The 23,394-nt window shown below is 70.3% G+C and carries 20 protein-coding genes and 1 riboswitch; of the genes, 19 read left to right on the top strand and 1 reads right to left on the bottom strand.

Annotation, left to right across the window (positions count from 1 at the left end; genetic code table 11):
- Positions 1-199 precede the first annotated feature (199 nt).
- Positions 200-700 carry a transcriptional regulator BldD gene (bldD, locus tag NBW77_RS10340; RefSeq protein ID WP_131747582.1) on the bottom strand — a complete coding sequence of 167 codons (501 nt, stop codon included), beginning with the start codon at positions 698-700 and terminating at the stop codon, positions 200-202.
- A 311-nt stretch (positions 701-1,011) separates the two neighbouring features.
- On the opposite strand from bldD, the gene pyrR reads away from it, so the two are divergent.
- The 19 genes from pyrR to ribB all read left to right on the top strand — a co-directional run.
- Positions 1,012-1,611: a bifunctional pyr operon transcriptional regulator/uracil phosphoribosyltransferase PyrR gene (gene pyrR / locus NBW77_RS10335; protein WP_242605960.1), complete on the top strand. Its 600-nt coding sequence runs from the start codon at positions 1,012-1,014 to the stop codon at positions 1,609-1,611.
- Between the two features lie 100 nt (positions 1,612-1,711).
- Positions 1,712-2,635, top strand: a complete 924-nt coding sequence (locus tag NBW77_RS10330) for an aspartate carbamoyltransferase catalytic subunit (RefSeq protein ID WP_175324754.1) — start codon at positions 1,712-1,714, stop codon at positions 2,633-2,635.
- Positions 2,632-3,975: a dihydroorotase gene (locus NBW77_RS10325; RefSeq protein ID WP_131747580.1), complete on the top strand. Its 1,344-nt coding sequence runs from the start codon at positions 2,632-2,634 to the stop codon at positions 3,973-3,975. The genes NBW77_RS10330 and NBW77_RS10325 overlap by 4 nt, the downstream gene beginning before the upstream one ends.
- Positions 3,972-4,955: a PH-like domain-containing protein gene (locus NBW77_RS10320; protein ID WP_175324753.1), complete on the top strand. Its 984-nt coding sequence runs from the start codon at positions 3,972-3,974 to the stop codon at positions 4,953-4,955. The genes NBW77_RS10325 and NBW77_RS10320 overlap by 4 nt, the downstream gene beginning before the upstream one ends.
- A gap of 239 nt (positions 4,956-5,194) precedes the next feature.
- On the top strand, positions 5,195-6,286 hold the full coding sequence (gene carA / locus NBW77_RS10315) for a glutamine-hydrolyzing carbamoyl-phosphate synthase small subunit (protein ID WP_242605966.1): 1,092 nt from the start codon (positions 5,195-5,197) through the stop codon (positions 6,284-6,286).
- A 97-nt stretch (positions 6,287-6,383) separates the two neighbouring features.
- Complete coding sequence (carB, locus tag NBW77_RS10310) at positions 6,384-9,803, top strand: carbamoyl-phosphate synthase large subunit (RefSeq protein WP_131747579.1); 3,420 nt, start codon at positions 6,384-6,386, stop codon at positions 9,801-9,803.
- A complete protein-coding gene (gene pyrF / locus NBW77_RS10305; RefSeq protein ID WP_250279627.1) occupies positions 9,800-10,570 on the top strand; it encodes an orotidine-5'-phosphate decarboxylase in 771 nt (256 codons plus the stop codon). The genes carB and pyrF overlap by 4 nt, the downstream gene beginning before the upstream one ends.
- 262 nt (positions 10,571-10,832) lie before the next feature.
- Positions 10,833-11,150, top strand: coding sequence for an integration host factor, actinobacterial type (gene mihF, locus NBW77_RS10300; RefSeq protein ID WP_013874509.1), 318 nt, complete (start codon positions 10,833-10,835; stop codon positions 11,148-11,150).
- 404 nt (positions 11,151-11,554) lie between these two features.
- Entirely contained in the window at positions 11,555-12,100 is a 546-nt protein-coding gene (gene gmk / locus NBW77_RS10295) for a guanylate kinase (RefSeq protein ID WP_250279626.1), read from the top strand.
- Between the two features lie 243 nt (positions 12,101-12,343).
- Positions 12,344-12,628, top strand: coding sequence for a DNA-directed RNA polymerase subunit omega (gene rpoZ / locus NBW77_RS10290; protein ID WP_131747578.1), 285 nt, complete (start codon positions 12,344-12,346; stop codon positions 12,626-12,628).
- Between the two features lie 80 nt (positions 12,629-12,708).
- Positions 12,709-14,007, top strand: a complete 1,299-nt coding sequence (gene coaBC, locus NBW77_RS10285) for a bifunctional phosphopantothenoylcysteine decarboxylase/phosphopantothenate--cysteine ligase CoaBC (protein WP_131747577.1) — start codon at positions 12,709-12,711, stop codon at positions 14,005-14,007.
- A 41-nt stretch (positions 14,008-14,048) separates the two neighbouring features.
- Positions 14,049-15,245 carry a methionine adenosyltransferase gene (gene metK, locus NBW77_RS10280; protein ID WP_250279625.1) on the top strand — a complete coding sequence of 399 codons (1,197 nt, stop codon included), beginning with the start codon at positions 14,049-14,051 and terminating at the stop codon, positions 15,243-15,245.
- Between the two features lie 63 nt (positions 15,246-15,308).
- Positions 15,309-17,483 (top strand): primosomal protein N', encoded by a 2,175-nt coding sequence (locus tag NBW77_RS10275; RefSeq protein ID WP_250279624.1) that lies wholly within the window; start codon positions 15,309-15,311, stop codon positions 17,481-17,483.
- 232 nt (positions 17,484-17,715) lie between these two features.
- Complete coding sequence (gene def, locus NBW77_RS10270; RefSeq protein WP_131747576.1) at positions 17,716-18,264, top strand: peptide deformylase; 549 nt, start codon at positions 17,716-17,718, stop codon at positions 18,262-18,264.
- Between the two features lie 106 nt (positions 18,265-18,370).
- Positions 18,371-19,351 carry a methionyl-tRNA formyltransferase gene (locus NBW77_RS10265; protein ID WP_250279623.1) on the top strand — a complete coding sequence of 327 codons (981 nt, stop codon included), beginning with the start codon at positions 18,371-18,373 and terminating at the stop codon, positions 19,349-19,351.
- A 62-nt stretch (positions 19,352-19,413) separates the two neighbouring features.
- Positions 19,414-20,769, top strand: coding sequence for an RsmB/NOP family class I SAM-dependent RNA methyltransferase (locus NBW77_RS10260; protein WP_131747611.1), 1,356 nt, complete (start codon positions 19,414-19,416; stop codon positions 20,767-20,769).
- 148 nt (positions 20,770-20,917) lie between these two features.
- Positions 20,918-21,640: a ribulose-phosphate 3-epimerase gene (rpe, locus tag NBW77_RS10255; protein WP_131747575.1), complete on the top strand. Its 723-nt coding sequence runs from the start codon at positions 20,918-20,920 to the stop codon at positions 21,638-21,640.
- Between the two features lie 60 nt (positions 21,641-21,700).
- A riboswitch (FMN riboswitch) is annotated at positions 21,701-21,829 on the top strand.
- A 125-nt stretch (positions 21,830-21,954) separates the two neighbouring features.
- A complete protein-coding gene (locus NBW77_RS10250; RefSeq protein ID WP_131747609.1) occupies positions 21,955-22,716 on the top strand; it encodes a riboflavin synthase in 762 nt (253 codons plus the stop codon).
- Positions 22,713-23,394 (top strand): 3,4-dihydroxy-2-butanone-4-phosphate synthase (gene ribB / locus NBW77_RS10245; RefSeq protein ID WP_250279622.1); only part of this gene is annotated, 682 nt, incomplete at its 3' end. The genes NBW77_RS10250 and ribB, both read left to right, overlap by 4 nt.

Raw genomic sequence — 23,394 nt, 5'->3', positions numbered from 1 at the left:
GGATAGGGAGCGGACGGCTCTTTACCCGTAACGTCCTCTGCGGCCTCGGCCGGGATTCGGACCGCCGGCCTGAGCGAATGAGAACGGTCATTCCGGCTGGTCCGCCAGGTCTTGCCGTTCCTGGCGGACCAGCCGGGACGCGGGAGTCCGTAACGGGACGTCGCCGTGGGGCGACGTGCATCCGGAACGGAGCCGGGGGCTACGCCGACTCGCTGATTCCTGCTTCCTGGCCCTGCTCCGGTGTCAGGACGCCCCAGGAGACGAGCTGCTCGGTGAGCTTGCTCGGCGAGGTGTCGTAGATGACGGCGAGGGAACGCAGGTCCTCGTAGCGGATGGACAGCACGCGGCCGTTGTAGTCGCCTCGCTGGCTCTGGATGGTCGCCGCGTAGCGGGCGAGCGGCCCGCCCTGCTCCTTCGGCACCTGGGAAAGTCGCTCCAGGTCGAGGACGATGCGCGGGGACTGCTCGAGTGGTGCCACGGTGGAACCCTCAGGAAGGAGTTCTCCCACCGGGACGCCGTAGAACTCGGCAAGTTCGGACAGGCGCTGCACCGTAACGGCGCGGTCTCCGCGTTCGTAGGAGCCCACGACGACAGCCTTCCATCGCCCGTGCGACTTCTCCTCGACGCCATGAAGCGAGAGCCCCTGCTGGGTGCGTATTGCGCGCAGCCGAGCACCGAGCGCCTTCGCATAGTCGGACATCGGAGTGCCCACTCCCGTCGTGGTCGATCAATTGGAACCGGGGCTCTTGCCGCCGGTGGTTACCCATAGTAGTCCCGGGTCGGTTGGCGCCCGACACCAGGGGGGTCGTGTCGACTCTTTCTTTGTACCACTTTCTGTAGCCCTTCGATCGCAGTAGGCGCTAGTGCTATGGGAACTTCCCTGGCGAGAGCCCTTCATGCACATCTCGTTCCTTGTGGGTAACGTGCAGTAACAGTCGGTGTGCCTGGTACCGTCATCCAGACCGCTCCTTTAAGGACCGTCCAGTGAGGCGGGGAAGGAGGGATGTCGGCATGGCCGCAGCCTCCGCAGGAGGGCCTGTGTCCGGTCGGGAGACATCCGGCCATGGCACCGCCCGCACGGTGCTGTCCGGTGAGGACATCGGCCGGGTCCTCACCCGGATGGCTCACCAGATCCTGGAGAAGACCGCTGGTGGAAACGGCGTGGTGCTTCTCGGTATACCCACCCGTGGGGTGCCGCTAGCCCGCAGACTTGCTGCGCGGGTCCGGGCGGTGGAGGGCGTCGAGCTCGGTGTCGGTTCACTCGACCCGACCATGCATCGCGACGATCTGCGGTTTCGCGCCGTCCGTCCGCTGGAGGTCACCGACCTGCCGGACGGGGGGATCGACGCCCGGACGGTGATCCTTGTCGACGACGTGCTGTTCTCCGGACGGACGGTGCGGGCGGCGCTGGACGCGCTGGCCGAGTTCGGGCGGCCTCGAGCGGTGCAGCTGGCGGTCCTGGTGGACCGCGGCCACCGGGAACTGCCGATCCGGGCCGACTACGTCGGCAAGAACATGCCGACCTCTCGTCAGGAGGCCGTCGCGGTTCGTCTCACCGAGATCGACGGCTCCGACGCGGTGCTGATCGTGTCGGAAGGGGCGGATCGATGAGCCGGCTCCTCCTCCCGGCTGTCCGCCGGGCCGGGTTCTTCTTGCCGCTCTCCTCGCGGTGGCGGGGACAGGACGGGATTCGGCCGGACGGGACGACGCGGTGATGCGGCACCTGCTGTCGACCGAGGATCTCACCCGCGATGACGCTCTGCGGGTACTCGACACGGCCGAGTACATGGCGACCGTTGCCGACCGATCGGTGAAGAAACTGCCGACCCTGCGCGGACGTACGGTCGTCAACCTGTTCTTCGAGGACTCGACCCGCACCCGCACCTCCTTCGAGGTTGCCGCCAAGCGGTTGTCCGCGGATGTGATCAATTTCTCGGCCCGAGGGTCGAGCGTCTCCAAGGGAGAGAGTCTCAAGGACACGGCGCAGACCCTGGAGGCGATGGGCGCTGACGCCGTGGTCTGTCGGCATCCGGCCAGCGGCGCTCCGTACCGGCTGGCCCGCTGGGTCCGCGGCAGCGTGCTCAACGCCGGGGACGGCACCCACGAGCATCCGACCCAGGCGCTTCTCGACGCGTTCACCATCCGCCGCCGACTCGGCCGCCTGGAGGGCCTTTCCGTCACGATCGTCGGTGATCTGCTGCACTCCAGGGTGGCCCGTTCCAACATGTGGCTGCTGTCCACCCTGGGAGCGAGGGTGACGCTGGTCGCCCCGCCCACGCTGGTGCCGGTCGGGGTCGAGCAGTGGCCGGCAGAGGTCTCCTACGACCTGGACGCGGTGCTGCCCAAGAGCGACGTGGTCATGATGCTGCGGGTGCAACGGGAGCGGATGACCGCGGCGTTCTTCCCGACCGAGCGGGAGTACACCCGTCGGTACGGCCTGGACGCCGACCGGCTCGCGGCGATGCCGCCGTCCGCGCTCGTGATGCACCCGGGACCGATGGTCCGGGGGATGGAGATCGCTTCGGATGTGGCGGATTCGACCCGCTCGACCGTGGTCGAACAGGTCGCCAACGGCGTAAGCGTGCGGATGGCGGTTCTTTATCTGCTTCTCGGCGGCACCAGGGAGGTGACATGACGCAGTGTGGCGATGTGGTGACTTCCGAGCCGGTGGCCGGCGCGGGACGCTGGCATCTGCGTGGGGTCCGGCCGTTCGGCGCGGACCCCGTGGACGTGGTGCTCGACGGCGGGATGATCGTCGAGGTCGGTCCGGGGCTGTCCCCCGCCGGCGCGAACATCCTCGACGCGGACGGTCTACTCGCGCTGCCCGGTCTGGTGGACCTGCACACCCACCTGCGAGAGCCCGGACGGGAGGATGCCGAAACCGTCGCCTCGGGCACCCGGGCGGCGGCGCTCGGCGGATTCACCACCGTGTTCGCGATGGCCAACACCGAGCCGGTCGCGGACACCGCCGGGGTGGTGGAGCAGGTATGGCGGCTCGGGCGTGACGCCGGGCACTGCGACGTGCGCCCGGTCGGCGCGGTGACCGAAGGGCTGCGGGGCGTCCGGCTCGCCGAGCTCGGCGCGATGGCATCGTCGGCCGCAGGTGTCCGGATGTTCTCCGATGACGGTCACTGCGTGTCTGACGCGGTGCTGATGCGCCGGGCACTGGAGTATGTCAAGGCATTCGACGGGGTTATCGCACAACATGCCCAGGAACCCCGGCTGACCGAGGACGCGCAGATGAACGAGGGTGCGGTGTCGGCACGGCTCGGTCTGTCGGGCTGGCCGGCCGCGGCCGAGGAGGCGATCATCGCTCGTGACGCGCTGCTCGCCGGCCACGTGGGTTCGCGGCTGCACGTCTGTCACGTATCCACCGCGGGCTCGGTGGAGATCCTGCGGTGGGCGAAGTCCAAGGGCTGGCGTGTCACCGCCGAGGTCACCCCGCACCACCTGCTGCTCACCGACGACCTGGTCACATCCTTCGACCCGGTATTCAAGGTCAACCCGCCGCTGCGGACCGCCACCGACGTCGAGGCGCTGCGCGCCGGGCTCGCGGACGGCACGATCGACTGCATCGCGACCGATCATGCGCCGCACGCCCCGCAGGACAAGGAGACGGAGTGGGCGGCCGCCCGTCCCGGCATGGTCGGCCTTGAGACGGCACTGTCGATCGCGATCCTGGCCATGGTGGAGACGGGACTGCTGGACTGGGCCGGGCTCGCCGACCGGATGGCGATCGCCCCGGGCCGGATCGGCGGCCTTCCCGACGCATCCCCGGACGGGACCAGGGCGCTGTCGGCCGGAGCCGTGGCGAACCTGGTCCTTGTCGATCCGGCGGCCCGCTGGACGGTCGACCCCGGTGCGCTCGCCAGCCGCAGTCGTAACACTCCCTACGCCGGCCGCAACCTGCCTGGCCGCGTCCAGGCGACGTTCTTGCGGGGGCGTCCCACCGTGCTCGACGGGAAGATCGTATGACCGACCATCTCACCTTCACCGCCTCGCTCGCCGCTCTCGCGGACGGGCTTCCCACGGCGGCCCCCGAACGCGGTCCGGACCGGCTGGGCCTGCACCTGCTGTTCGCCTTCGGCTGCCTGCTGCTGTTCGTGGCCGCGGTCGGTGGCATGCGCCGCACCTGGCGTCGCCGCGCCGAGCGGCAGGAGGAGGACCTCCCCGACCTGCCGCCCGTTCCCGGGCAGACCGGCACGGTTCTCGCCGCGCCGCTCAAGGGTCTGTATCTGGGCACGGTGGACGCCGGGCACTGGCTCGACCGGATCACCGCCCGGGGGCTCGGTGGACGTGCCGACGCGTACGTGACCGTGTACGACCGGGGGATCCAGGTGGACCGGACCGGCAGCGAGCCGTTCTGGATCCCGCGGGAGGCCGTGCGCGGCGCCCGCCTCGAGCGGGCCCACGCAGGCAAGGTCGCCGGTGCCGGGCGCATCATCGTCATCGCCTGGTCGTTCGGCGGCCATGAGTTGGAGACCGGCCTGCGCGGGGACGACCGGGCGCGCCAGCCCAAGGTGGTTCGCGCGGTGCACGACCTGATCGGGCCGGGGCCGGGGCCGACCGACGGGGAGGTCACCAAGCCTCGACCGGTCGGGCGGGCGGTGTCGCGGCTTCGCCCGCGGGCAGCGGGTCAGGTACCGGGTCAGGTACCGGGTCAGGCAACAAGTCGGACACCGGGAGCCGCCCGGTCCGGTCCGGGTGGGGCGCCGGTCGGCACCGTGCCACCGGCCCGCTCGCCGGGCACGTCGCCCATTCCGGTCATCACCCGTGCGCCCATGGCCTCCGACGTCCCCGGGACGCGGCCCGGGGCTGGGGGTCCCGGTTCGGTGGCCACCGGGAAGGACGGGCCGGCCACCGGTGGTCCGGGGTATCTCCCCGATGCCATCCATGTCGACCCCCTCACATCCCCGCTGGGTGAGGTCGTCCGCGAGATGAAGGACACCCGGTGAGCGCGGGCGGGAGCGAGCAGAGTTCACGTCCCGGGACCGGGACCGGGACCGGGACCGAGACCGGGACCGAGACCGGGGGGAACGGGTCGCCGAAGGGCATCCGAGACGAGATGACGAGTGAGGACGCGTTCGCGCTGCTGTCGGATGCCGCCGGGCTGGCGGACGGCGGGAGCGAACCGGTTGAGTCCCCGGCGCAGGCGGCTGGCCGTCGTGGTGCGCGTCCCCAGGCCGTGCGGCTGATGCTGGAGGACGGGCGCAGCTTTGTCGGGGAGGCGTTCGGCGCGTCGGGGGAGGCGTTCGGTGAGGCTGTCTTCGCCACCGGCATGACCGGATACCAGGAGACCCTGACCGACCCGTCCTACCACCGGCAGATCGTGGTCATGACTGCCCCGCACATCGGTAACACCGGGATGAACGACGACGACAACGAGTCGGAGAAGATCCACGTCGCCGGCTTCGTGGTCCGCGACCCGAGCCGGATCGCCTCGAACTGGCGGGCGCAGCGCACCCTGGACGAGGACCTCCGGGCGGCCGGGGTGGTGGGTATCAGCGGTGTCGACACCCGGGCGCTCACCCGCCACCTGCGGGAACGCGGGGCGATGCGGTGCGGTATCGGCGCCGCCTCCGATGACGAGGGCAAGCTTCTGGAACGGGTACGCGCGAGCCCCAGCATGGTCGGCGCGGACCTGGCACCGCAGGTCAGCACGGAACGGCCCTATGTGGTGGCGGCCGGGACCGGTGAGCCGCTGTTCCGGGTGGCCGCCCTCGACCTGGGGATGAAGCGGTCGATACCGGCGTCACTGGCGGCCCTCGGCTGCGAGGTTCATGTCCTACCGGCCCGCACCGGCGGTGACGTGCTCGTCGGTCTCGCTCCGGACGGCGTGTTCCTGTCGAACGGTCCGGGGGATCCGGCGACCGCGGACCACGAGGTCGCCGCGGTGCGCGCGGTGCTTGACGCGGGGATCCCGGTCTTCGGTATCTGCTTCGGTAACCAGGTGCTGGCCCGGGCGCTCGGCTTCGACACGTACAAGTTGGCCTACGGTCACCGCGGGCTGAACCAGCCGGTGGCCGACGCCGCGACCGGCCGGATCGCGGTGACGAGCCACAACCACGGATTTGCCGTCCGGGCACCGTTGGAAGGCGTCACAGAGACTCCCTACGGACGGGTGGAGGTCAGCCACGTGTCGCTGAACGACGGCGTGGTGGAGGGCCTGGCCTGCCTGGACGTGCCCGCCTTCAGCGTCCAGTTCCATCCCGAGGCGGCTCCTGGCCCCCACGACGCCCAGGATCTGTTCGGACGCTTCCGCGATCTCATGGCGGCCTACCGGTGAGGGCCCGGAAGCGACCCGGCGGGCAGGACGGCGCGCGACCCGGCGTGCGAGGCAGTGGGCCGGATACACAGGGACGCGGACGGGAGGTCATGCGCTGATGCCGCGGCGAGAGGATCTGACCAGCGTCCTGGTCATCGGATCAGGGCCGATCGTCATCGGTCAGGCGTGCGAGTTCGACTACTCCGGGACGCAGGCCTGCCGGGTGCTGCGCTCCGAGGGCCTGCGGGTGGTGCTGGTCAACAGCAACCCCGCCACGATCATGACGGACCCGGACCTGGCCGACGCCACCTACATCGAACCGATCACCGTCGACATGGTCACCAAGATCATTGATCGGGAGCGCCCGGATGCGCTGCTCGCGACGATGGGCGGCCAGACCGCGCTGAACACCGCGGTCGCACTGCACGAGGCGGGTGTCCTCGACCGTTACGGCGTCCGTCTGATCGGCGCGAACATCAACGCGATCCGCGCGGGTGAGGATCGTCAGGCCTTCAAGGACATCGTGGCCTCCGTCGGAGGCGAGACCGCGCGCAGTGCCATCTGCACGACGCCGCAGGAGTGCCTCGACGCCGCCGAGGAGTTCTCCTATCCGGTGGTGGTGCGTCCGAGCTTCACCCTCGGAGGCGCGGGGAGCGGTTTCGCGCACGACCCGGACGAGTTGCGCCGGATGGCCGTGGACGGCATAACCGCGAGCCCGTCGTCGGAGGTGCTCGTCGAGGAGTCGGTCGTCGGTTGGAAGGAGTTCGAACTCGAGCTGATGCGCGACCGCGCCGACAACGTCGTTGTGGTCTGCTCGATCGAGAACATAGACCCGATGGGCGTCCACACCGGCGATTCGGTGACGGTCGCACCGGCGATGACGCTGACCGACCGCGAGTACCAGCGGATGCGGGACATGGCCATTGCCGTCATGCGGGCGGTCGGCGTGGACGCTGGCGGCTGCAACATCCAGTTCGCCGTGGACCCGGCGACCGGGCGGCTCGTGGTGATCGAGATGAACCCCCGGGTCTCGCGGTCGTCGGCGCTCGCCTCGAAGGCTACCGGTTTCCCCATCGCGAAGATCTCCGCGAAGCTCGCGCTCGGGTACACCCTCGACGAGATCCCCAACGACATCACCCGCACCACGCCGGCCGCCTTCGAGCCGACGCTGGACTATGTCGTGGTGAAGGTGCCCCGCTTCGCCTTCGAGAAGTTCCCCGGGGCGGACCCGACGCTTACCACCACGATGAAATCGGTCGGTGAGGCCATGGGGATGGGGCGCAGCTTCGCGGAAGCGTTGCAGAAGGCGCTGCGTTCACTGGAGCAGCCGTCAGTGGTGTTCTCCTTCGCGGGTGATTCCGGGGATGCCGACGAACTGCTGGAGCGGGCCCGTATCCCGCATGACGGGCGGCTGCGCACGGTGCAGCAGGCGTTGTGGGCCGGGGCGGAGCCGGCCCGGGTCACCGAGGTCACCGGCATCGATCCCTGGTTCGTGGAGCAGATCGCGTATCTCAACGAGATCGCCGCGACCACCAGCCGTGACTCGGACGGGATCCTGCGGGCGAAGCGGGCGGGCTTCTCCGACGCGCAGCTCGCCGAGGTGCTCGACACGAAGGAGGACGTGGTCCGCACGTTCCGGCACCGTGCCGGCATCCGGCCCGTCTACAAGACCGTCGACACCTGCGCGGCCGAGTTCGCCTCGGCCACCCCGTACCACTACTCGTCCTACGACTCGGAGACCGAGGTCGTCGCCAGCGACCGACCGCGGGTGATCGTGCTGGGCAGCGGGCCGAACCGGATCGGCCAGGGCATCGAGTTCGACTACGCCTGCTGCCACGCGGTGATGGCGCTGTCGGACGCGGGCTACGAGACGATTATGATCAACTGTAATCCGGAGACGGTCTCCACCGACTACGACACCGCCGACCGGCTCTACGTGGAGCCGCTCACCGTCGAGGACGTCCTGGAGGTCGTCCATGCCGAACGGCAGGCCGGGCCGTTGGTCGGAGTGATCGTCCAGCTCGGTGGGCAGACCCCGCTGGGCATCGCCGCGGCACTCGCCGCCGCCGATGTCCCGATCGTGGGGACGCCCCCGCGCGCGATCCACCTGGCCGAGGACCGTGGCCTGTTCGGCCGGGTGCTCACCCTGGCCGGTCTGCCCTCGCCGCCGCACGGCGTGGCGACCTCCTACGCTGAGGCCCGGACCGTGGCCGAGCGGATCGGTTACCCCGTGCTGGTGCGCCCGTCCTACGTCCTCGGCGGGCGCGGGATGGAGATCGTCTACGACGACCGGATGCTGCGCGCCTACATCGAGCGTGCGACCCAGATCTCCCCCGAGCACCCGGTGCTGGTCGACCGGTTCCTCGACGACGCGGTCGAGATCGACGTGGACGCCCTCTACGACGGGACCGACCTGTACCTGGGCGGCGTGATGGAACACATCGAGGAGGCCGGGGTCCACTCCGGCGACTCGGCGTGCGCGCTGCCACCGATCACACTGGGCCGGGCCGATCTGGAGCGGATCCGGGAGTCCACCCGGTTGATCGCCGAGGGGGTGGGCGTGCGGGGCCTGCTCAACGTCCAGTACGCGTTGCAGTCCGACGTCCTGTATGTGCTGGAGGCGAATCCCAGGGCGTCGCGAACCGTGCCGTTCGTGTCGAAGGCGACCGCGGTGGCGCTGGCGAAGGCGGCGGCCCGGGTGATGCTGGGCGCGACAGTGGCCGAGCTGCGCGCGGAGGGGCTGCTGCCGCCCCGCGGTGACGGTGCGACCCTGCCGTTGGACTCCCACATCGCCGTGAAGGAGGCGGTTCTGCCCTTCGGTCGGTTCCGGGACTCGGGCGGGCGCGGCGTGGACACCGTGCTCGGACCGGAGATGAAGTCCACCGGCGAGGTCATGGGCATCGACGCGGGTTTCGGTATCGCCTACGCCAAGTCACAGGCTGCCGCCTACGCGTCGCTGCCCACCTACGGTCGGGTGTTCGTCTCGGTGGCCAACCGCGACAAGCGTGCGATGATCTTTCCGATCAAGCGTCTGGCGGATCTCGGGTTCGTCGTGTACGCCACCGAGGGAACCGCGGAGGTGCTGCGCCGCAACGGGGTGAAGGCGGTCATCCTCGGCAAGCATTCCGCGCCCAGTTCCACCCTGACCGACTGCGTTGAAATGATCACCTCCGGTCAGATCGATCTGGTGATCAATACGCCGTGGGGTGTCGGGCCGCGACTGGACGGCTATGAGATCCGGACGGCGTGCGTGGCGATCGGCGTGCCGTGCATCACCACGATCCAGGGCGCGGCCGCCTGTGTGCAGGGTATTGAAGCCCTGGTACGGGGCGAGATCGGTGTGATGCCGCTACAGAGCTTCCACACGGAGCTGCGGGCCGGGTGGACGGACACCTCACCGGCCGGTTCATGGTCGGCGGTCGGCCAGGAACCGGCCGGTCCGGAGCGTCCTGTGACGGAAGGCCCTGCCGTGAACAGTGTCATCACGAAGGGCGTGGGTCCGGTCGCACCGGCTGCAACCCCTTGGACGACGGGTTGACGACGCACCCGCGGACCCGGCTGGACGCGTGGACGTCGCGTCCGCCGGTGGCGGTCGCGTTGGACGTGCCCGACGGGCCGGCCGCGCTGCGCCTGGCCCGTGCGGTGGCGCCGCACGTAGCCGTCCTGAAAGTCGGGTTGGAGTTGTTCCACCGCGAGGGACCGGACATCGTGGCCGCGCTGTGGGATGCCGTCGGAGGCGAGTCGGGAGCCCGCCCGGCCGGAGGAGCCCGCCCGGCCGGGCGGGACCGGATCGGGCTCTTCCTCGACCTCAAGCTGCATGACATCCCCCACACGGTGGCCGGTGGACTGCGGTCGGTGGCCCGGTTGAAGCCCCGGTATGTGACGGTCCACGCTGCTGGCGGCGCGGCGATGGTCCGGGCGGCGGTTGACGCCGCCCCGGATGTCGAGATCGCCGCGGTGACCGTCCTGACGTCCCTGGGTGGTGACGAGCTGACCTCGCTGGGGTTCGGCGGGGCCCCTGTCGACATCGTCCGCAGGCTTGCGGTGTTGGCTGTGGGGGCCGGGGCCCGAGCGGTGGTGTGCAGCCCGATGGAGGTCTCCGCGGTGCGCGCGGAGGTCGGAAGTGATGTGACTCTTATCACGCCCGGAGTTCGTTCGAGGGGTGCCGGCAGCGACGATCAGGCGCGTATAGCCACACCCGCGGAGGCGCTCCAGGCAGGCTCCGATCTCCTTGTGGTAGGGCGTCCGATCACTGCTTCGAGCGATCCAGGTGCATCGGCTGCTCGGTTTCTGACTAGTTATTGACACCATCACAGTGCCGCTGACCTGGTGTGATGTCACAGAGGCCCCGGTCGGGCCATCTCAGGCGGATCTGCCCGGTACGGTGGGTCCGCGAACGACCGAAAGTAAACGGTACGGGAGCAAGCAACCCGATTCGTTCGGACGTGTGGGTGCTGTTCTGTGGACAATAGTCCGTGGATGTGCCCGTACTACCGGCTGGACCGAGACGCCCGTTACTCGTTAGTTTGCGCGGCGCCGCGATCACCCGAAAGAAGGAGGCGTACCCGTGCCCCTGCCGCCCCTCACGCCCGAGCAGAGGGCTGCTGCCCTCGAGAAAGCTGCGTTGGCGCGTAAGCAGCGTGCAGAACTCAAGGAGCGGCTCAAGAAGGCGGAAGTGTCTCTTGCATCCGTCCTGGAGAGAGCCGATACCGATGAGGTCATCGGAAAGATGAAGGTGGCCGCAGTTCTCGAATCCCTGCCAGGCGTCGGCCGCGTCCGCGCCACAAGGATCATGGAGAGGCTGGCGATCAGCGACAGTCGCCGGCTTCGAGGCCTTGGTGCCAAACAGCGTGCCGCGCTGGTGCAGGAGTTTGCGAGTTCCTGATCCACACCAGTGTTCGACAGGCGTGTGACGCACCTCCCTGGGTGCTGTCGGGTCGGTGCGGCGTCCCGGTCATGGTTGAGAACCTCGCCCCATGACCGGGACGCCGCACCGACCGCGTTTCTTTGCGGATGCACCGGAGCTCTGTCCTAACAACCCGCGTGATGTCTAACTAACCAGGTAAGTCATCGTGCGGCGCACTGGTGTCCGACGCGCTACCAGGCAGGCTCTAAGTGGTCGGCGCTCGTAAGTTGTTCGGGGGGTGTCGGATGTCAGGTGGATGCGTCGCAAGGCGGAGGAGGCCCAGGTAGCGGTGTTCTACCTGGGCCAACGACAACGATGCGAGGCGCCGCCTGGCGCCGGCAGACCCTGGACGAACTTCCGGCGCCGACCACTAAGGTGTGCTGATGCGGCTCACAGTTCTGTCCGGCCCGTCGGGTGTCGGTAAAGGGACCGTCGTCGCCGAGGTGCGTCGACGCCACCCTCAGGTTTGGGTCTCGGTCAGTTGCACGACTCGTGCACCCCGGCCCGGGGAGACCGACGGGGTGGAGTATCACTTTGTCGATGCCGAGGAGTTCGCCCAAATGGTCAAGACAGGTGAACTTCTTGAGCATGCGATGTTCGCCGGTCATGCCTACGGGACGCCCCGCGCGCCGTTGGGAGAGCGGTTGGCCGCGGGGGTGCCGTGCCTGTTGGAGATCGAGCTGCAGGGTGCCCGCCAGGTGCGCGCCGTCATGCCCGACGCGCGGTTCGTTTTCCTCGCTCCACCGTCCTGGGAGGAACTGGTGCGCAGGCTCACCGGACGGGGCACGGAACCGACAGAGGTGATCATACGCCGGCTCGACCGGGCGCGCATCGAGCTGGCAGCCGAGACCGAGTTCGACGCGGTGGTCGTCAACGATGACGTGACGGCGGCTGCGGAACGCCTCGTGTCACTCGTCGCAGCCGGCTGACGCGGGGACTGTCCCGGGCACCGGGCGAAGGCGGCGCGATCGTCGTTCTTGGGCGCCGCCGGAGGCCTTGTCGGTGATGCCGGCCGAAGGCGGCGCTACTCTGGAAGCTCATACTGGGATGGCCCGGGGCCTCGACTCGTGGCACTCGGCGCATGACCAGACGAACCGTCAACCTCTCCTGCCCACCCTGGCAGCCAGCTCGTTTCGAGCCGGCAGCCGCCCGTGTTTTTCCGGAAGGACACCGTGTCCGGCACTGCCGCGCATCCCGAAGGCATCACCAACCCGCCGATCGACGAGCTCCTCGAAGCCACCGACTCCAAGTACAGCCTGGTGATCTACGCCGCCAAGCGTGCCCGTCAGATCAACGCCTACTACTCGCAGTTGGGCGAGGGCCTGCTGGAGTACGTGGGCCCGCTGGTCGAGACCGCCAGCGCGCAGGAGAAGCCGTTGTCCATCGCCCTGCGTGAGATCAATGCGGGGCTGTTGACGCACGAGACCGTCAGTGAGCCCTTGCCGCCGGCATCCTGACGGCGTCTGGATGTACCGAATGCCGGCCGCGGATCAGGCACCGGGCATGGCATGGTTTCCGGTATGACAGGGTTGCGGACATGACCGACGCCGCATCGGGCAGCACCGTTCGGCGCCCCCGCGTCGTGTTGGGCGTGGCCGGCGGGATCGCCGCCTACAAGGCGGTCGAGGTGTTGCGTCAGCTGACCGAGACCGGGCATGACGTCCGGGTCGTACCGACGGCCTCGGCGCTGCGCTTTGTCGGCGAGCCCACCTGGAGCGCGCTGTCCGGCCATCCGGTGGCCACCGACGTCTGGACGGACGCCGCCGAGGTCGCGCATGTCCGGCTCGGCCGCGAGGCCGACCTGGTGTTGATCGCCCCGGCAACCGCGGACCTGCTGGCCCGTGCCGCGACCGGACGCTCGGACGACCTGCTGACCGCCACCCTGCTCACCGCGCGATGTCCGGTCGTGTTCGCCCCCGCGATGCACACCGAGATGTGGGAACACCCGGCGACCCGTGCCAACGTGGCGACGCTGCGGGCTCGCGGCTGTGTGGTCATCGACCCGGCTGTCGGCCGGCTGACCGGTGCGGACTCCGGCGCCGGCCGGCTCCCGGAACCGGCGGAGATCGCGTCGTTGGCCCGGGCCGTTCTCGCTCGCGGCGGGGACGGTCTCGCGGCCGGTCCGGCCCCGGATCTCGCCGGTCGGCGGATCGTGATCAGTGCCGGTGGCACCCGGGAGCATCTCGACCCGGTCCGTTTCCTCGGTAACTCCTCCAGCGGCCGGCAGGGTCAGGCGCTGGCCAGAGCGGCCATCGCCCGCGGGGGGGACGTCGTCGTGGTGGCGGCGAACGTGGCACTCCCGGACGTCGCCGGAGCCCGCACCGTGCGGTTGGTGTCCACCGAGCAGCTGCGGGCGGCCGTGCACGCGGAGGCGGCGCAGGCGGATGTGGTCATCATGGCGGCGGCGGTCGCCGACTTCCGACCTGTCGCCCGCGCGACTTACAAGATTAAAAAGACGGACGGTGACCCCGAGCCGGTCGCGCTTGTCCGTAACCCGGATGTGCTGGCGGAGCTGGTCGCCGCCCGTCGACCCGGCCAGGTACTGGTCGGCTTCGCAGCCGAGACCGGCGGGCCGGGCGTCGACGTTTTGGACCTCGGTCGGGAGAAGCTCGCCCGCAAAGGCTCCGACCTGCTCGTTGTCAACCAGGTCGGCGACGGGCTCGGTTTCGAGGTCGACCACAACGCCGCGGTGGTGCTCGGTGCGGACGGTAGCGAGACCATGATCGAACGGACCAGCAAGGATCTTCTCGCGCACCGGGTGCTCGATCTGGTGGTGACCCGACTCGCGGTCCGTGATGGTCCGGATGCCGGGGTGGCGGTCGGTACCCGTCGGTAGACTTCGCCGGAATCACACTGGATCTCCCAGGGGGTCATAACGTGGCGACGCGCCTGTTCACGTCCGAGTCCGTTACCGAGGGGCATCCGGACAAGATTGCCGACCAGATCAGCGACTCGATTCTCGATGCAATGATCAAAGATGACCCGCGTAGCCGGGTCGCGGTCGAGACCATGATTACTACCGGCCAGGTCCACGTCGCAGGTGAGGTCACCACCGAGACCTACGTGGACATCTCGGCGGTCGTCCGGGATCGGGTACTGGAGATCGGCTACGACTCCTCCAAGAAGGGCTTCGACGGCGCGTCCTGTGGCGTGAGCGTGTCGATCGGTTCCCAGTCGCCCGACATCGCCCAGGGAGTGGACACCGCGCACGAGGCCCGTGTCGGCGGGTCCGACGAGGACGAACTGGACCGCCAGGGCGCCGGCGACCAGGGCCTGATGTTCGGCTTCGCCTGTGACGAGACACCCGAGCTGATGCCGCTGCCGATCGCGCTGGCGCATCGCCTCGCCCGGCGCCTCGCGGCCGTCCGCAAGGACGGTCAGGTCGGTTACCTGCGTCCCGACGGCAAGACCCAGGTCACGATCGAGTACTCCGGCGGGCGGCCGGTGCGGCTCGACACCGTTGTCGTGTCCACCCAGCACGCAGCCGACATCGACCTCGACACCCTGCTCGCGCCTGACATCGCCGAGTACGTCGTCACGCCGGAGCTGGCCACCCTCGACATCCTGACGGAGGGCCACCAGCTGTTGGTGAATCCGACCGGCCGATTCGAGGTGGGTGGCCCGATGGGGGACGCCGGCCTCACCGGGCGCAAGATCATTGTTGACACCTACGGTGGGATGGCCCGCCACGGTGGTGGCGCCTTCTCCGGCAAGGACCCCTCCAAGGTCGACCGGTCGGCTGCGTATGCGATGCGCTGGGTCGCCAAGAACGTGGTCGCCGCCGGGCTCGCCCGCCGTTGTGAGGTCCAGGTCGCCTACGCCATCGGCAAGGCCCATCCGGTGGGTCTGTTCGTCGAGACCTTCGGTACAGGTTCGGTCCCGGACGAGCAGATCCAGGATGCTGTGACCACCGTCTTCGACCTCCGCCCAGCCGCGATCATCCGCGACCTGGACCTGTTGCGGCCGATCTACACCCAGACCGCCGCCTACGGCCACTTCGGGCGTCCGGAGCTCGACTTCACCTGGGAGTCGATCTCCCGCGCCGAAGCCCTGGCGGCTGCCGTGCGCGGGTAACCCGGCGGTGTTCGTCGTGGGTGCCTGGATGGATCTGTCATAGGGGCCTGGTACTACACAGGCATGCCCGAACAGCTCGGCGTCTTCGGTGGGCCGCCGCCGGCCGGCTCGTCCCGCCCACCGGCCTGCGGCGGCCCACCGAAGCCCATCCGTGCGGTGCGGGCCACCGGGCCGGGGGCGCAGGTGCCGGCGAGCGAGCTACCGGTGGCCCGGGTCGCGGTGGACGTCAACCACGCCCATCTGGATCGGCCGTTCGACTACACGGTTCCGGCGCAGTGGGCCGCCGAGGCGGTCCCGGGCGCGCGGGTCCGGGTCCGGTTCGCCGGCCGCCTCGTGGACGGGTTCGTCCTGGAGCGGTGCGAGCGGTCGGACCACGCGGGAAAACTCGCCTTCCTCACCCGGGTCGTGTCGGCGGAACCCATCCTCGCGCCCGAGATCGCGAGCCTGGCCCGGGCGGTGGCCGACCGCTACGCCGGCAGCCTCGCCGACGTTCTCCGCCTTGCCGTCCCACCTCGACACGCCCGGGTGGAGAAGGAGCCGCGGGTAGCCGCGGCCATCGGGACCGATGAACCGGACGGGCCGGACGGGCCGGACGGCGGGTTCCGGGCGCCGGATGCGCGGTCGGCGGTGGGGTGGGCCACGGGTAGATGGTCGGACTACCCGCAGGGCGAGCGGATGCTCACGTCCCTGGCCGCCGGTGGAAGTCCACGGGTGGTGTGGTGGGCGCTTCCCGGCCCGTTCTGGCCGGCGATGGTGGCCGCTGCGGTGGCCGCCACGGTCGCCTCCGCCCGGGGGGCGCTGGTCGTCGTGCCCGACTACCGCGACGTCGACCGGGTCGCGAACGCCCTGGCGGACACACTCGGAGCGGACGGCTTTGTCGCGCTGAGCGCGGATCTGGGCCCGGCGCAGCGGTACCGGCGCTTCCTCGCGGTCCGCCGTGGGAGCGCCCGGGTCGTCGTGGGTACCCGGGCGGCCATGTTCGCGCCGGTCGAAGACCTCGGCCTGATCGTCGTGTGGGACGACGGCGACGATCTGCACGCCGAGCCACGCGCTCCCTACCCGCACGCCCGGGATGTCGCGGTGCTGCGCGCCCGTCAGCAGCGGTCAGGATTGATCATCGGTGGCTGGTCGCCGTCGGCGGAGGCGGAGGCCATGGTCCGCGTCGGCTGGGCGGGTGCCCTGAGCGCCCCACGGCCGGTGGTTCGGGCCGCCGCCGCCCGGGTGGAGGCCACCGGCTCCGACTTCGAGGAGGCCAGGGACCCGGCGGCACGGGCCGCGCGGCTGCCGTCGCTGGCATGGCGGGCCGCCCGGGATGCGTTGGCCGCGGGCACACCGGTGCTGGTGCAGGTACCGCGGCGTGGGTACCAGCCGTCCCTGGCCTGCGCAGGCTGTCGCAGACCGGCCCGCTGCCGTCAGTGCCAGGGGCCGCTGGGCCGCCCGAGCGGCTCAGGTCCGCCGTCCTGCGGCTGGTGCGGACGTCCGGTGGGGGGATGGCGGTGTTCGTCCTGCGCGGATGTCCGGCTGCGGGCGAGTGTGGTCGGTGATCGCCGGACCGCCGAGGAACTCGGGCGCGCCTTCCCCGGCGTCACCGTCCGTACTTCCGGGCGGGACGGCGTGCTGGCGACCGTCGTGGCCGGACCCGCGCTGGTGGTGGCCACGCCGGGAGCCGAGCCGGTCGCGGACGGCGGGTACGGAGCGGTCCTGCTCCTCGACACCTGGGCGCTGCTCGGCCGGCCGGACCTGCGTGCGGCCGAGGAGGCGCTGCGACGGTGGTGCGCTGCCGCGGCACTGGCCCGGCCCTGCGCGGACGGCGGCAGGGTCGTCATCACCGGCGACGCCGGACTCGCGGTGGTACAGGCTCTGACACGGTGGGACCCGGCCTGGTTCATCCGGCGGGAGGCGGACGAGCGTGCCGCCCTGGGTTTCCCCCCGGCGACCCGGATCGCCGTTGTCGAAGGCGCTCCCGGCCCGGTAGCGGAGCTGCTTGCCGCGGCGTCACTTCCCGCCGGCGCAGACGTCCTCGGCCCGCTTGCGTGCGACACCGCGGGCAGGCCGGGTGACACGCGGGGCGGCGGCCCCCCGGTGAACGGCCCGAACCAGCGGGAACGCGCCATCGTCCGGGTCGGACGGGCCGATGGCCAGCTGCTCGCCGTCGCGCTCAAGGCCGCACAGGGGGTGCTTGACGCCCGCAGGTCCGCGCCGGTCCGGGTCATGCTCGACCCGGTTGCCCTGCTGTGACATGTGCCGCATCCCGCGCGGACAGGTCAGGGGTTCATCGGGCGTCCGGGGGCCCGCGCCCCGTAGCATGGAGTTTCCTCGCGGGTGTGGCGACGTGATCTGGCGACCCTTGGTCGCCGGACCGATGGTGCGATGCCGGTGGGGTGCGATGCCGGTGGGGCTCAAGGGCTCTGTCCGGATGTGCCACGCGGGGGAAGTCCGTGTCAGAGGCGTAGCGGGAAGAGGTGCGACAGTGACGGTCCGGGATATCCGGCTGCTGGGAGACCCGGTGTTGCGGACGGTCGCCGAGCAGGTCACGACCTTCGACAAGGAGCTTCGCAGACTCGTCGACGACCTCACCGACACCATGCACGAGGCGAACGGGGTCGGCTTGGCCGCGCCGCAGCTCGGTGTGTCGCTTCGGGTGTTCACCTATGACGTGGACGACGAGGTGGGCCATCTGATCAACCCGATACTGGGCCCGTTCAGCGAGGAGATGATGGACGGCGAGGAAGGCTGTCTGTCCCTGCCCGGTCTCGCGTTTGACCTGAAACGGCCGGAGCGGGTGCTGGCGGTCGGTCAGAACGTCTACGGCGATCCCGTCGTGATCGAGGGTAGCGGCCTGATGTCACGGTGTGTTCAGCACGAGACCGACCATCTGGACGGTGTTCTGTTCATCGACCGGCTCGACCGGGTCACCAAGAAGGCGGCCATGAGGGCGATCCGCGAAGCGGAGTGGGCCGGGCAGGCCGCGCCGGTGGTGAGGGCCTCGCCGCATCCGCTGTTCGGGCGTGCCCGCTAACCCTGGGCCCGGTGACGGGTGTCCCTGTGGATCCACTGCTAGCGTTGGGAACTGTGACTTCTGGCCTCGTCCCCCGTACCGCACGGCACTGGCGGGGTTGTCCCTGATGCGGCTGGTGTTCGCGGGTACGCCGACCGCGGCGCTCCCGAGCCTGCGCAGGTTGCTCGATTCCCCCCGCCACGAGGTCGTCGCGGTCGTGACGCGCCCGGACCGTCCGGTCGGCCGCGGCCGCAGGGTCATCCACCCGCCGGTCCGGGTCCTCGCCGAGGATGCCGGGGTGGAGGTCCTCACGCCCGACCGCCCGCGTGACCCGGAGTTCCTCGCCCGCCTTGCCGAGATCGCACCGGACTGCTGCCCGGTGGTGGCCTACGGGGCGCTGCTCCCGCGGGCTGCCCTGGACATCCCCAAACACGGTTGGGTCAACCTGCACTTCTCCGTGCTTCCCGCGTGGCGTGGTGCCGCGCCGGTACAGCACGCACTGCTGGCCGGTGACGAGGTGACGGGGGCGTCGGTATTCCGGATCGAGGAAGGTCTTGACACCGGTCCGGTCTACGGGACGCTGACCGAGCCCGTCGGCGCCCGTGACACCGCCGGCGACCTGTTGGACCGGCTGGCCGACGCCGGCGCCGGGCTACTCCTGGCGGTGCTGGACGGCATCGAGGACGCGATGCTGGAGGCCTGTCCCCAGCCATCCGACGGAGTGTCGCTCGCGCCGAAGCTGACCGTCGCGGATGTCCGGGTCGACTGGTCCGTGCCGGCTTACGGAGTTGATCGGCTGGTCCGGGCGGCTACTCCGGCGCCCGGTGCCTGGACGACGTTCCGTGACCACAGGATCAAGATCGGTCCAGTGCGTCCGTGGACCGCCTCGGGGGACTCCGCCATCGCTGGTGACCCGGAGTTTCCGCCGCTGGCTCCCGGGCAGGTCGCCGTACTCCCGGGTGCCGGTGCCGGTGCCGGTGAGGTCGCGGCCGGGACCGGGGGCGGTGTCGTGCTGCTGGGCGAGGTGCGTCCCGAGGGACGTCCGCCCATGGCCGCTGCCGCCTGGGCCCGGGGGGCCCGGCTCACCGACGGCGAAAGGTTCGCGTGAGCAGGGCCGCTGCGACCGGGCCCGCCCGGTCGCCCCAGACCTCCCCGGTGGATCCGGCGCGGATGCTCGCCTGGGAGGTGCTGCGTGCGGTCGACGAGCGCGGTGCCTATGCGAACCTGCTGCTGCCGGCGCTGATGGCGCAACGTCGGCTTCCCGCCAGGGACCGGGGGTTCGCCACCGAGCTGACCTACGGCACGCTACGGGCCATGGGCGTTCTGGACCTGCTGCTCGGGACGGCCACGAACCGTCCGGTGGAGGCGGTGGACCCGCCCGTGCGCGACGCGTTGCGCCTCGGTGCCTACCAGTTGCTGCACACTCGGGTGCCGGCGCGGGCCGCGGTCGCCTCGACCGTCGACCTGGTACGCCAGACCAGCGGCGAGCGGCCGGTCCGGTTCGCCAACGCGGTGCTGCGCAGGGTCGCCTCCCGGGTCGTTGAAACCGGTGGCGACATCGCGGCACTCGTGGCTGCGCCCAGCTACGCCGACGACCCGGTCGGGCATCTCGCGATGGTGACCTCCCATCCCCGGTGGGTGGTCGAGACCTTCGCCTCGGCCCTGCAGGGTGACATGGCCGAGACCCGCTGCGCGCTGGAGGCCGATGACCAGCGTCCCACCACGCACCTCGTCGCACGGCCGGGTCTGATCGACCGGGACGCGCTGTTGGACTCGGTACGCCAGGCCGGTCTGGACGCCGAACCGGGCCGGTGGTCGTCGTACGCCGTCCGTCTGGCAGGCGGCGATCCCGGACGGCTCGCCGAGGTTTCCGACGGCCGCGCCGGCGTGCAGGACGAGGGCAGCCAACTTGTCGTCACAGCGCTGTCGCAGGTGCTGACCGTAGGGGCGGACACCGGCGTGAGCGTCGACCTGTGCGCCGGACCGGGCGGCAAGACCGCGCTGCTTGCCGGTCTGCTGCCGCGGACCAGGCTCGTCGCGGTGGAGCCGCGGGCGGCCCGTGCCCGGCTCGTGGCCCGTGCGGTGGCCGGCCGGTCGAACGTGACCGTGGTACGGGCGGACGGTCGCCGCTGTCCGCTGGTTCCGGGCACCGCCGACCGTGTGCTGGCGGACGTGCCCTGCACCGGGCTCGGGGCGCTACGGCGCCGACCGGAGGCCCGCTGGCGCCGTCCGGCCTCCGAGGTCGCGACGCTGTCGTCGCTGCAGCGCCAACTGCTGGTCGCCGCCCTTGACCTGGTCCGTCCCGGTGGGGTGGTCGCGTATGTCACCTGTTCGCCGCATCCGGCGGAGACCACCGAGGTCGTGGCGGACGTGGCCGGGCAGCGCGCCGACGTCTCCGTCCTGGACGCACGGGCGTCCCTGCCCGGGGTGGACGACCTGGGGGACGGCCCGTTCGTGCAGCTGTGGCCGCATCGGCATGGAACCGACGCGATGTTCCTCGCCATCCTGCGCCGGGCAAGCCCCTGAGCCGTCGGTGACGCAGGGCGTAGGTGGAAACCGCCGTCGGGATGCCGGAAACGACCTACGCTTCGACCTGGGTGGCAGGCCGAAGGTCCCGGTGGCCGGAGGTCACCGGTGGGTCGGACGGGCCGGGAGCGGTCGATACGCTCGAAGGGTGGCAACAGCGCAGATTTACCCGAGCCTGCTGGCCGCCGACTTCGGACGGATCGCCGAGGCGGCACTTGTGGTCGAAGGGCACGCCGACTGGCTCCACGTCGACGTCATGGACTACCACTTCGTGCCCAACCTCGCGTTCTCACCGGACACGGTGGATGCGTTGCGCAAGGTAACCGATACGCCGCTCGACTGCCACCTGATGATCGAAGATCCGGACCGGTGGGCTCCCGGATATGCCGAGCGGGGCGCTGCGAACGTCACCATCCACGCCGAGGCCGTGAATGACCTGCCCCGCACGACCGACGCCATCCGGGCGGCCGGCGCGCGCACCGGCCTCGCCGTGAAGCCCGCCACCTCCGTCGAGCACTACCTCGACGACCTGCACCGTTTCGACCTGCTCCTGCTGATGACCATCGAACCGGGGTTCGGGGGCCAGAAGTTCATGGACGAGGTCCTGCCGAAGATCGCAGCGGCGCGGCGGCTGCTGGACGACCGTGGCCTGGACCTGTGGCTGCAGATCGATGGCGGGGTCAACACCGACACCATCGAGCGGGCCGCGCAGGCCGGGGTGGACGTGTTCGTCGCCGGCACCGCCGTCTTCGGCGCGGCCGACCCGGCGGCGGCACTGGAGGCGCTGCGGGCGCAGGCGCTGGGCGCGTCCCCGCGACTGGTCCCGCCCGGCGTCCCGACAGCCCGGTACCGGGTACCGGGTACCCGGTAGAGCCTGTCCCGCGCCTGTGCAGGCTTCATGTGTAACACTCGGACAAGTAGTTGCAGTTGCACGCGCGCTCCGGGGTCGGTGAAACTCCGAGCCGGCGGTGACAGTCCGCGACCCGTCCGCAGCCAGCGGGCGGTGGATCCGGTGAAATTCCGGGACCGACGGTGAAAGTCCGGATGGGAGGACGCGCGCGGGCGTGTGTCGTCCGGCTGCCTTCGGGCTGTCCCCGACCCCGTCCGGCGCCCACACGTCGGACGCGTCCCGCGTGACCATCCCTTGTCTCGGACGTGGTGCCGACACGAGGGGGCACGACAGGAATGTTCACCGGCATTGTCGAGGAACTCGGCGTCGTCGCGGCCGTCGAGTTGCGCCAGGCCGCAGCCCGACTGATCATCAGCGCCGACAGGGTGCTCGAGGACGTCAGCGAGGGTGCCTCCATCGCGGTCAACGGGGTCTGTCTGACCGTTACCGGCTGGTTCCCGCACGGTGATGGGCAGGCATTCGCCGCCGACGTGATGCAGGAGACGCTCGACCGTTCGGCCCTGGGTGGTCTGTCCGTCGGAGACCCCGTCAATCTGGAACGCGCCGTGCGCCTGGCCGACCGTCTCGGTGGCCATCTCGTGCAGGGGCACGTGGACGGTGTCGGCGTGGTCATCGACCGGGAACCCAGTTTCGGCGGGAGTGCCTCCGGTGACGCGCAGGACGGACCCGACAGATCACTGCGTGATCCGCTGGGATCCCCGGACCGCGCCACGGTCGGCCAGGACATCCAGTGGGAGGTCGTTCGCATCAGCCTGCCACCGGGTCTCGACCGTTACCTCGTCGAGAAAGGGTCGGTGACCGTCGACGGTGTCAGCCTGACGGTTGTCGACGTCACCGCGTCCGGACCGGCCTCGTTCGCGGTGAGCCTGATCCCGACGACGTTGCAGGCGACGACCCTGGGCCGGCGTGCGGTGGGGGAGCGGGTCAACCTCGAGGTCGACGTCCTGGCGAAGTACGTCGAGAAGCTGACCGCCGCCCAGGTCACCACCGCGACCTTCACCCACACGATCCAGAGCGGGAGCGGACGACTTTCATGACTACGCCCCTGGCAGTCGGCGACACACGTTTCGCCTCCATCGGTGAGGCGGTGGAGGCGATCGCCGCCGGACGGCCCGTCGTCGTCGTCGACGACGCGGACCGTGAGAACGAAGGCGATCTGATCTTCGCGGCCGAGAAGGCCACGCCGGAACTGGTCGCGTTCACGATTCGGCACACCTCCGGGGTGATCTGCGTACCCATGGACGGCGTCGATCTCGACCGACTCGACCTCGATCAGATGGTTCCGCACAACACCGAGCGGATGGGCACGGCGTTCACGGTTTCCGTCGATGCCCGTGACGGGGTGACAACCGGTATCTCGGCCGCGGACCGGGCGCTCACGATCAGGCTGCTGGCCGATCCGTCGACCACCGCCGCGGAGATCAGCAAGCCTGGTCACGTGTTCCCGTTGCGCGCCAAGGCCGCCGGGGTGCTGCGGCGCCCCGGCCACACCGAGGCCGCGGTCGACCTGGCCCGGCTGGCGGGGCTGCGTCCCGCCGGTGCCATCTGTGAGATCGTCAACGATGACGGCACCATGGCCCGCCTGCCGGAACTCACCCGTTTCGCCGAGGAACACGGGCTGTTGCTGATCTCCATTGCCGACCTCGTGGCGTACCGGCGCCGCAGCGAACGGCAGGTGGAGCAGGTTGCCGACACGAAGATCCCGACCCGCTACC

This window comes from Frankia sp. Cppng1_Ct_nod (assembly GCF_920656135.1).
Taxonomy (GTDB): domain Bacteria; phylum Actinomycetota; class Actinomycetes; order Frankiales; family Frankiaceae; genus Protofrankia; species Protofrankia meridionalis.
Note: the sequence above shows the minus strand (reverse complement) of the source record. Positions and strands in the feature narration are given on the sequence as shown.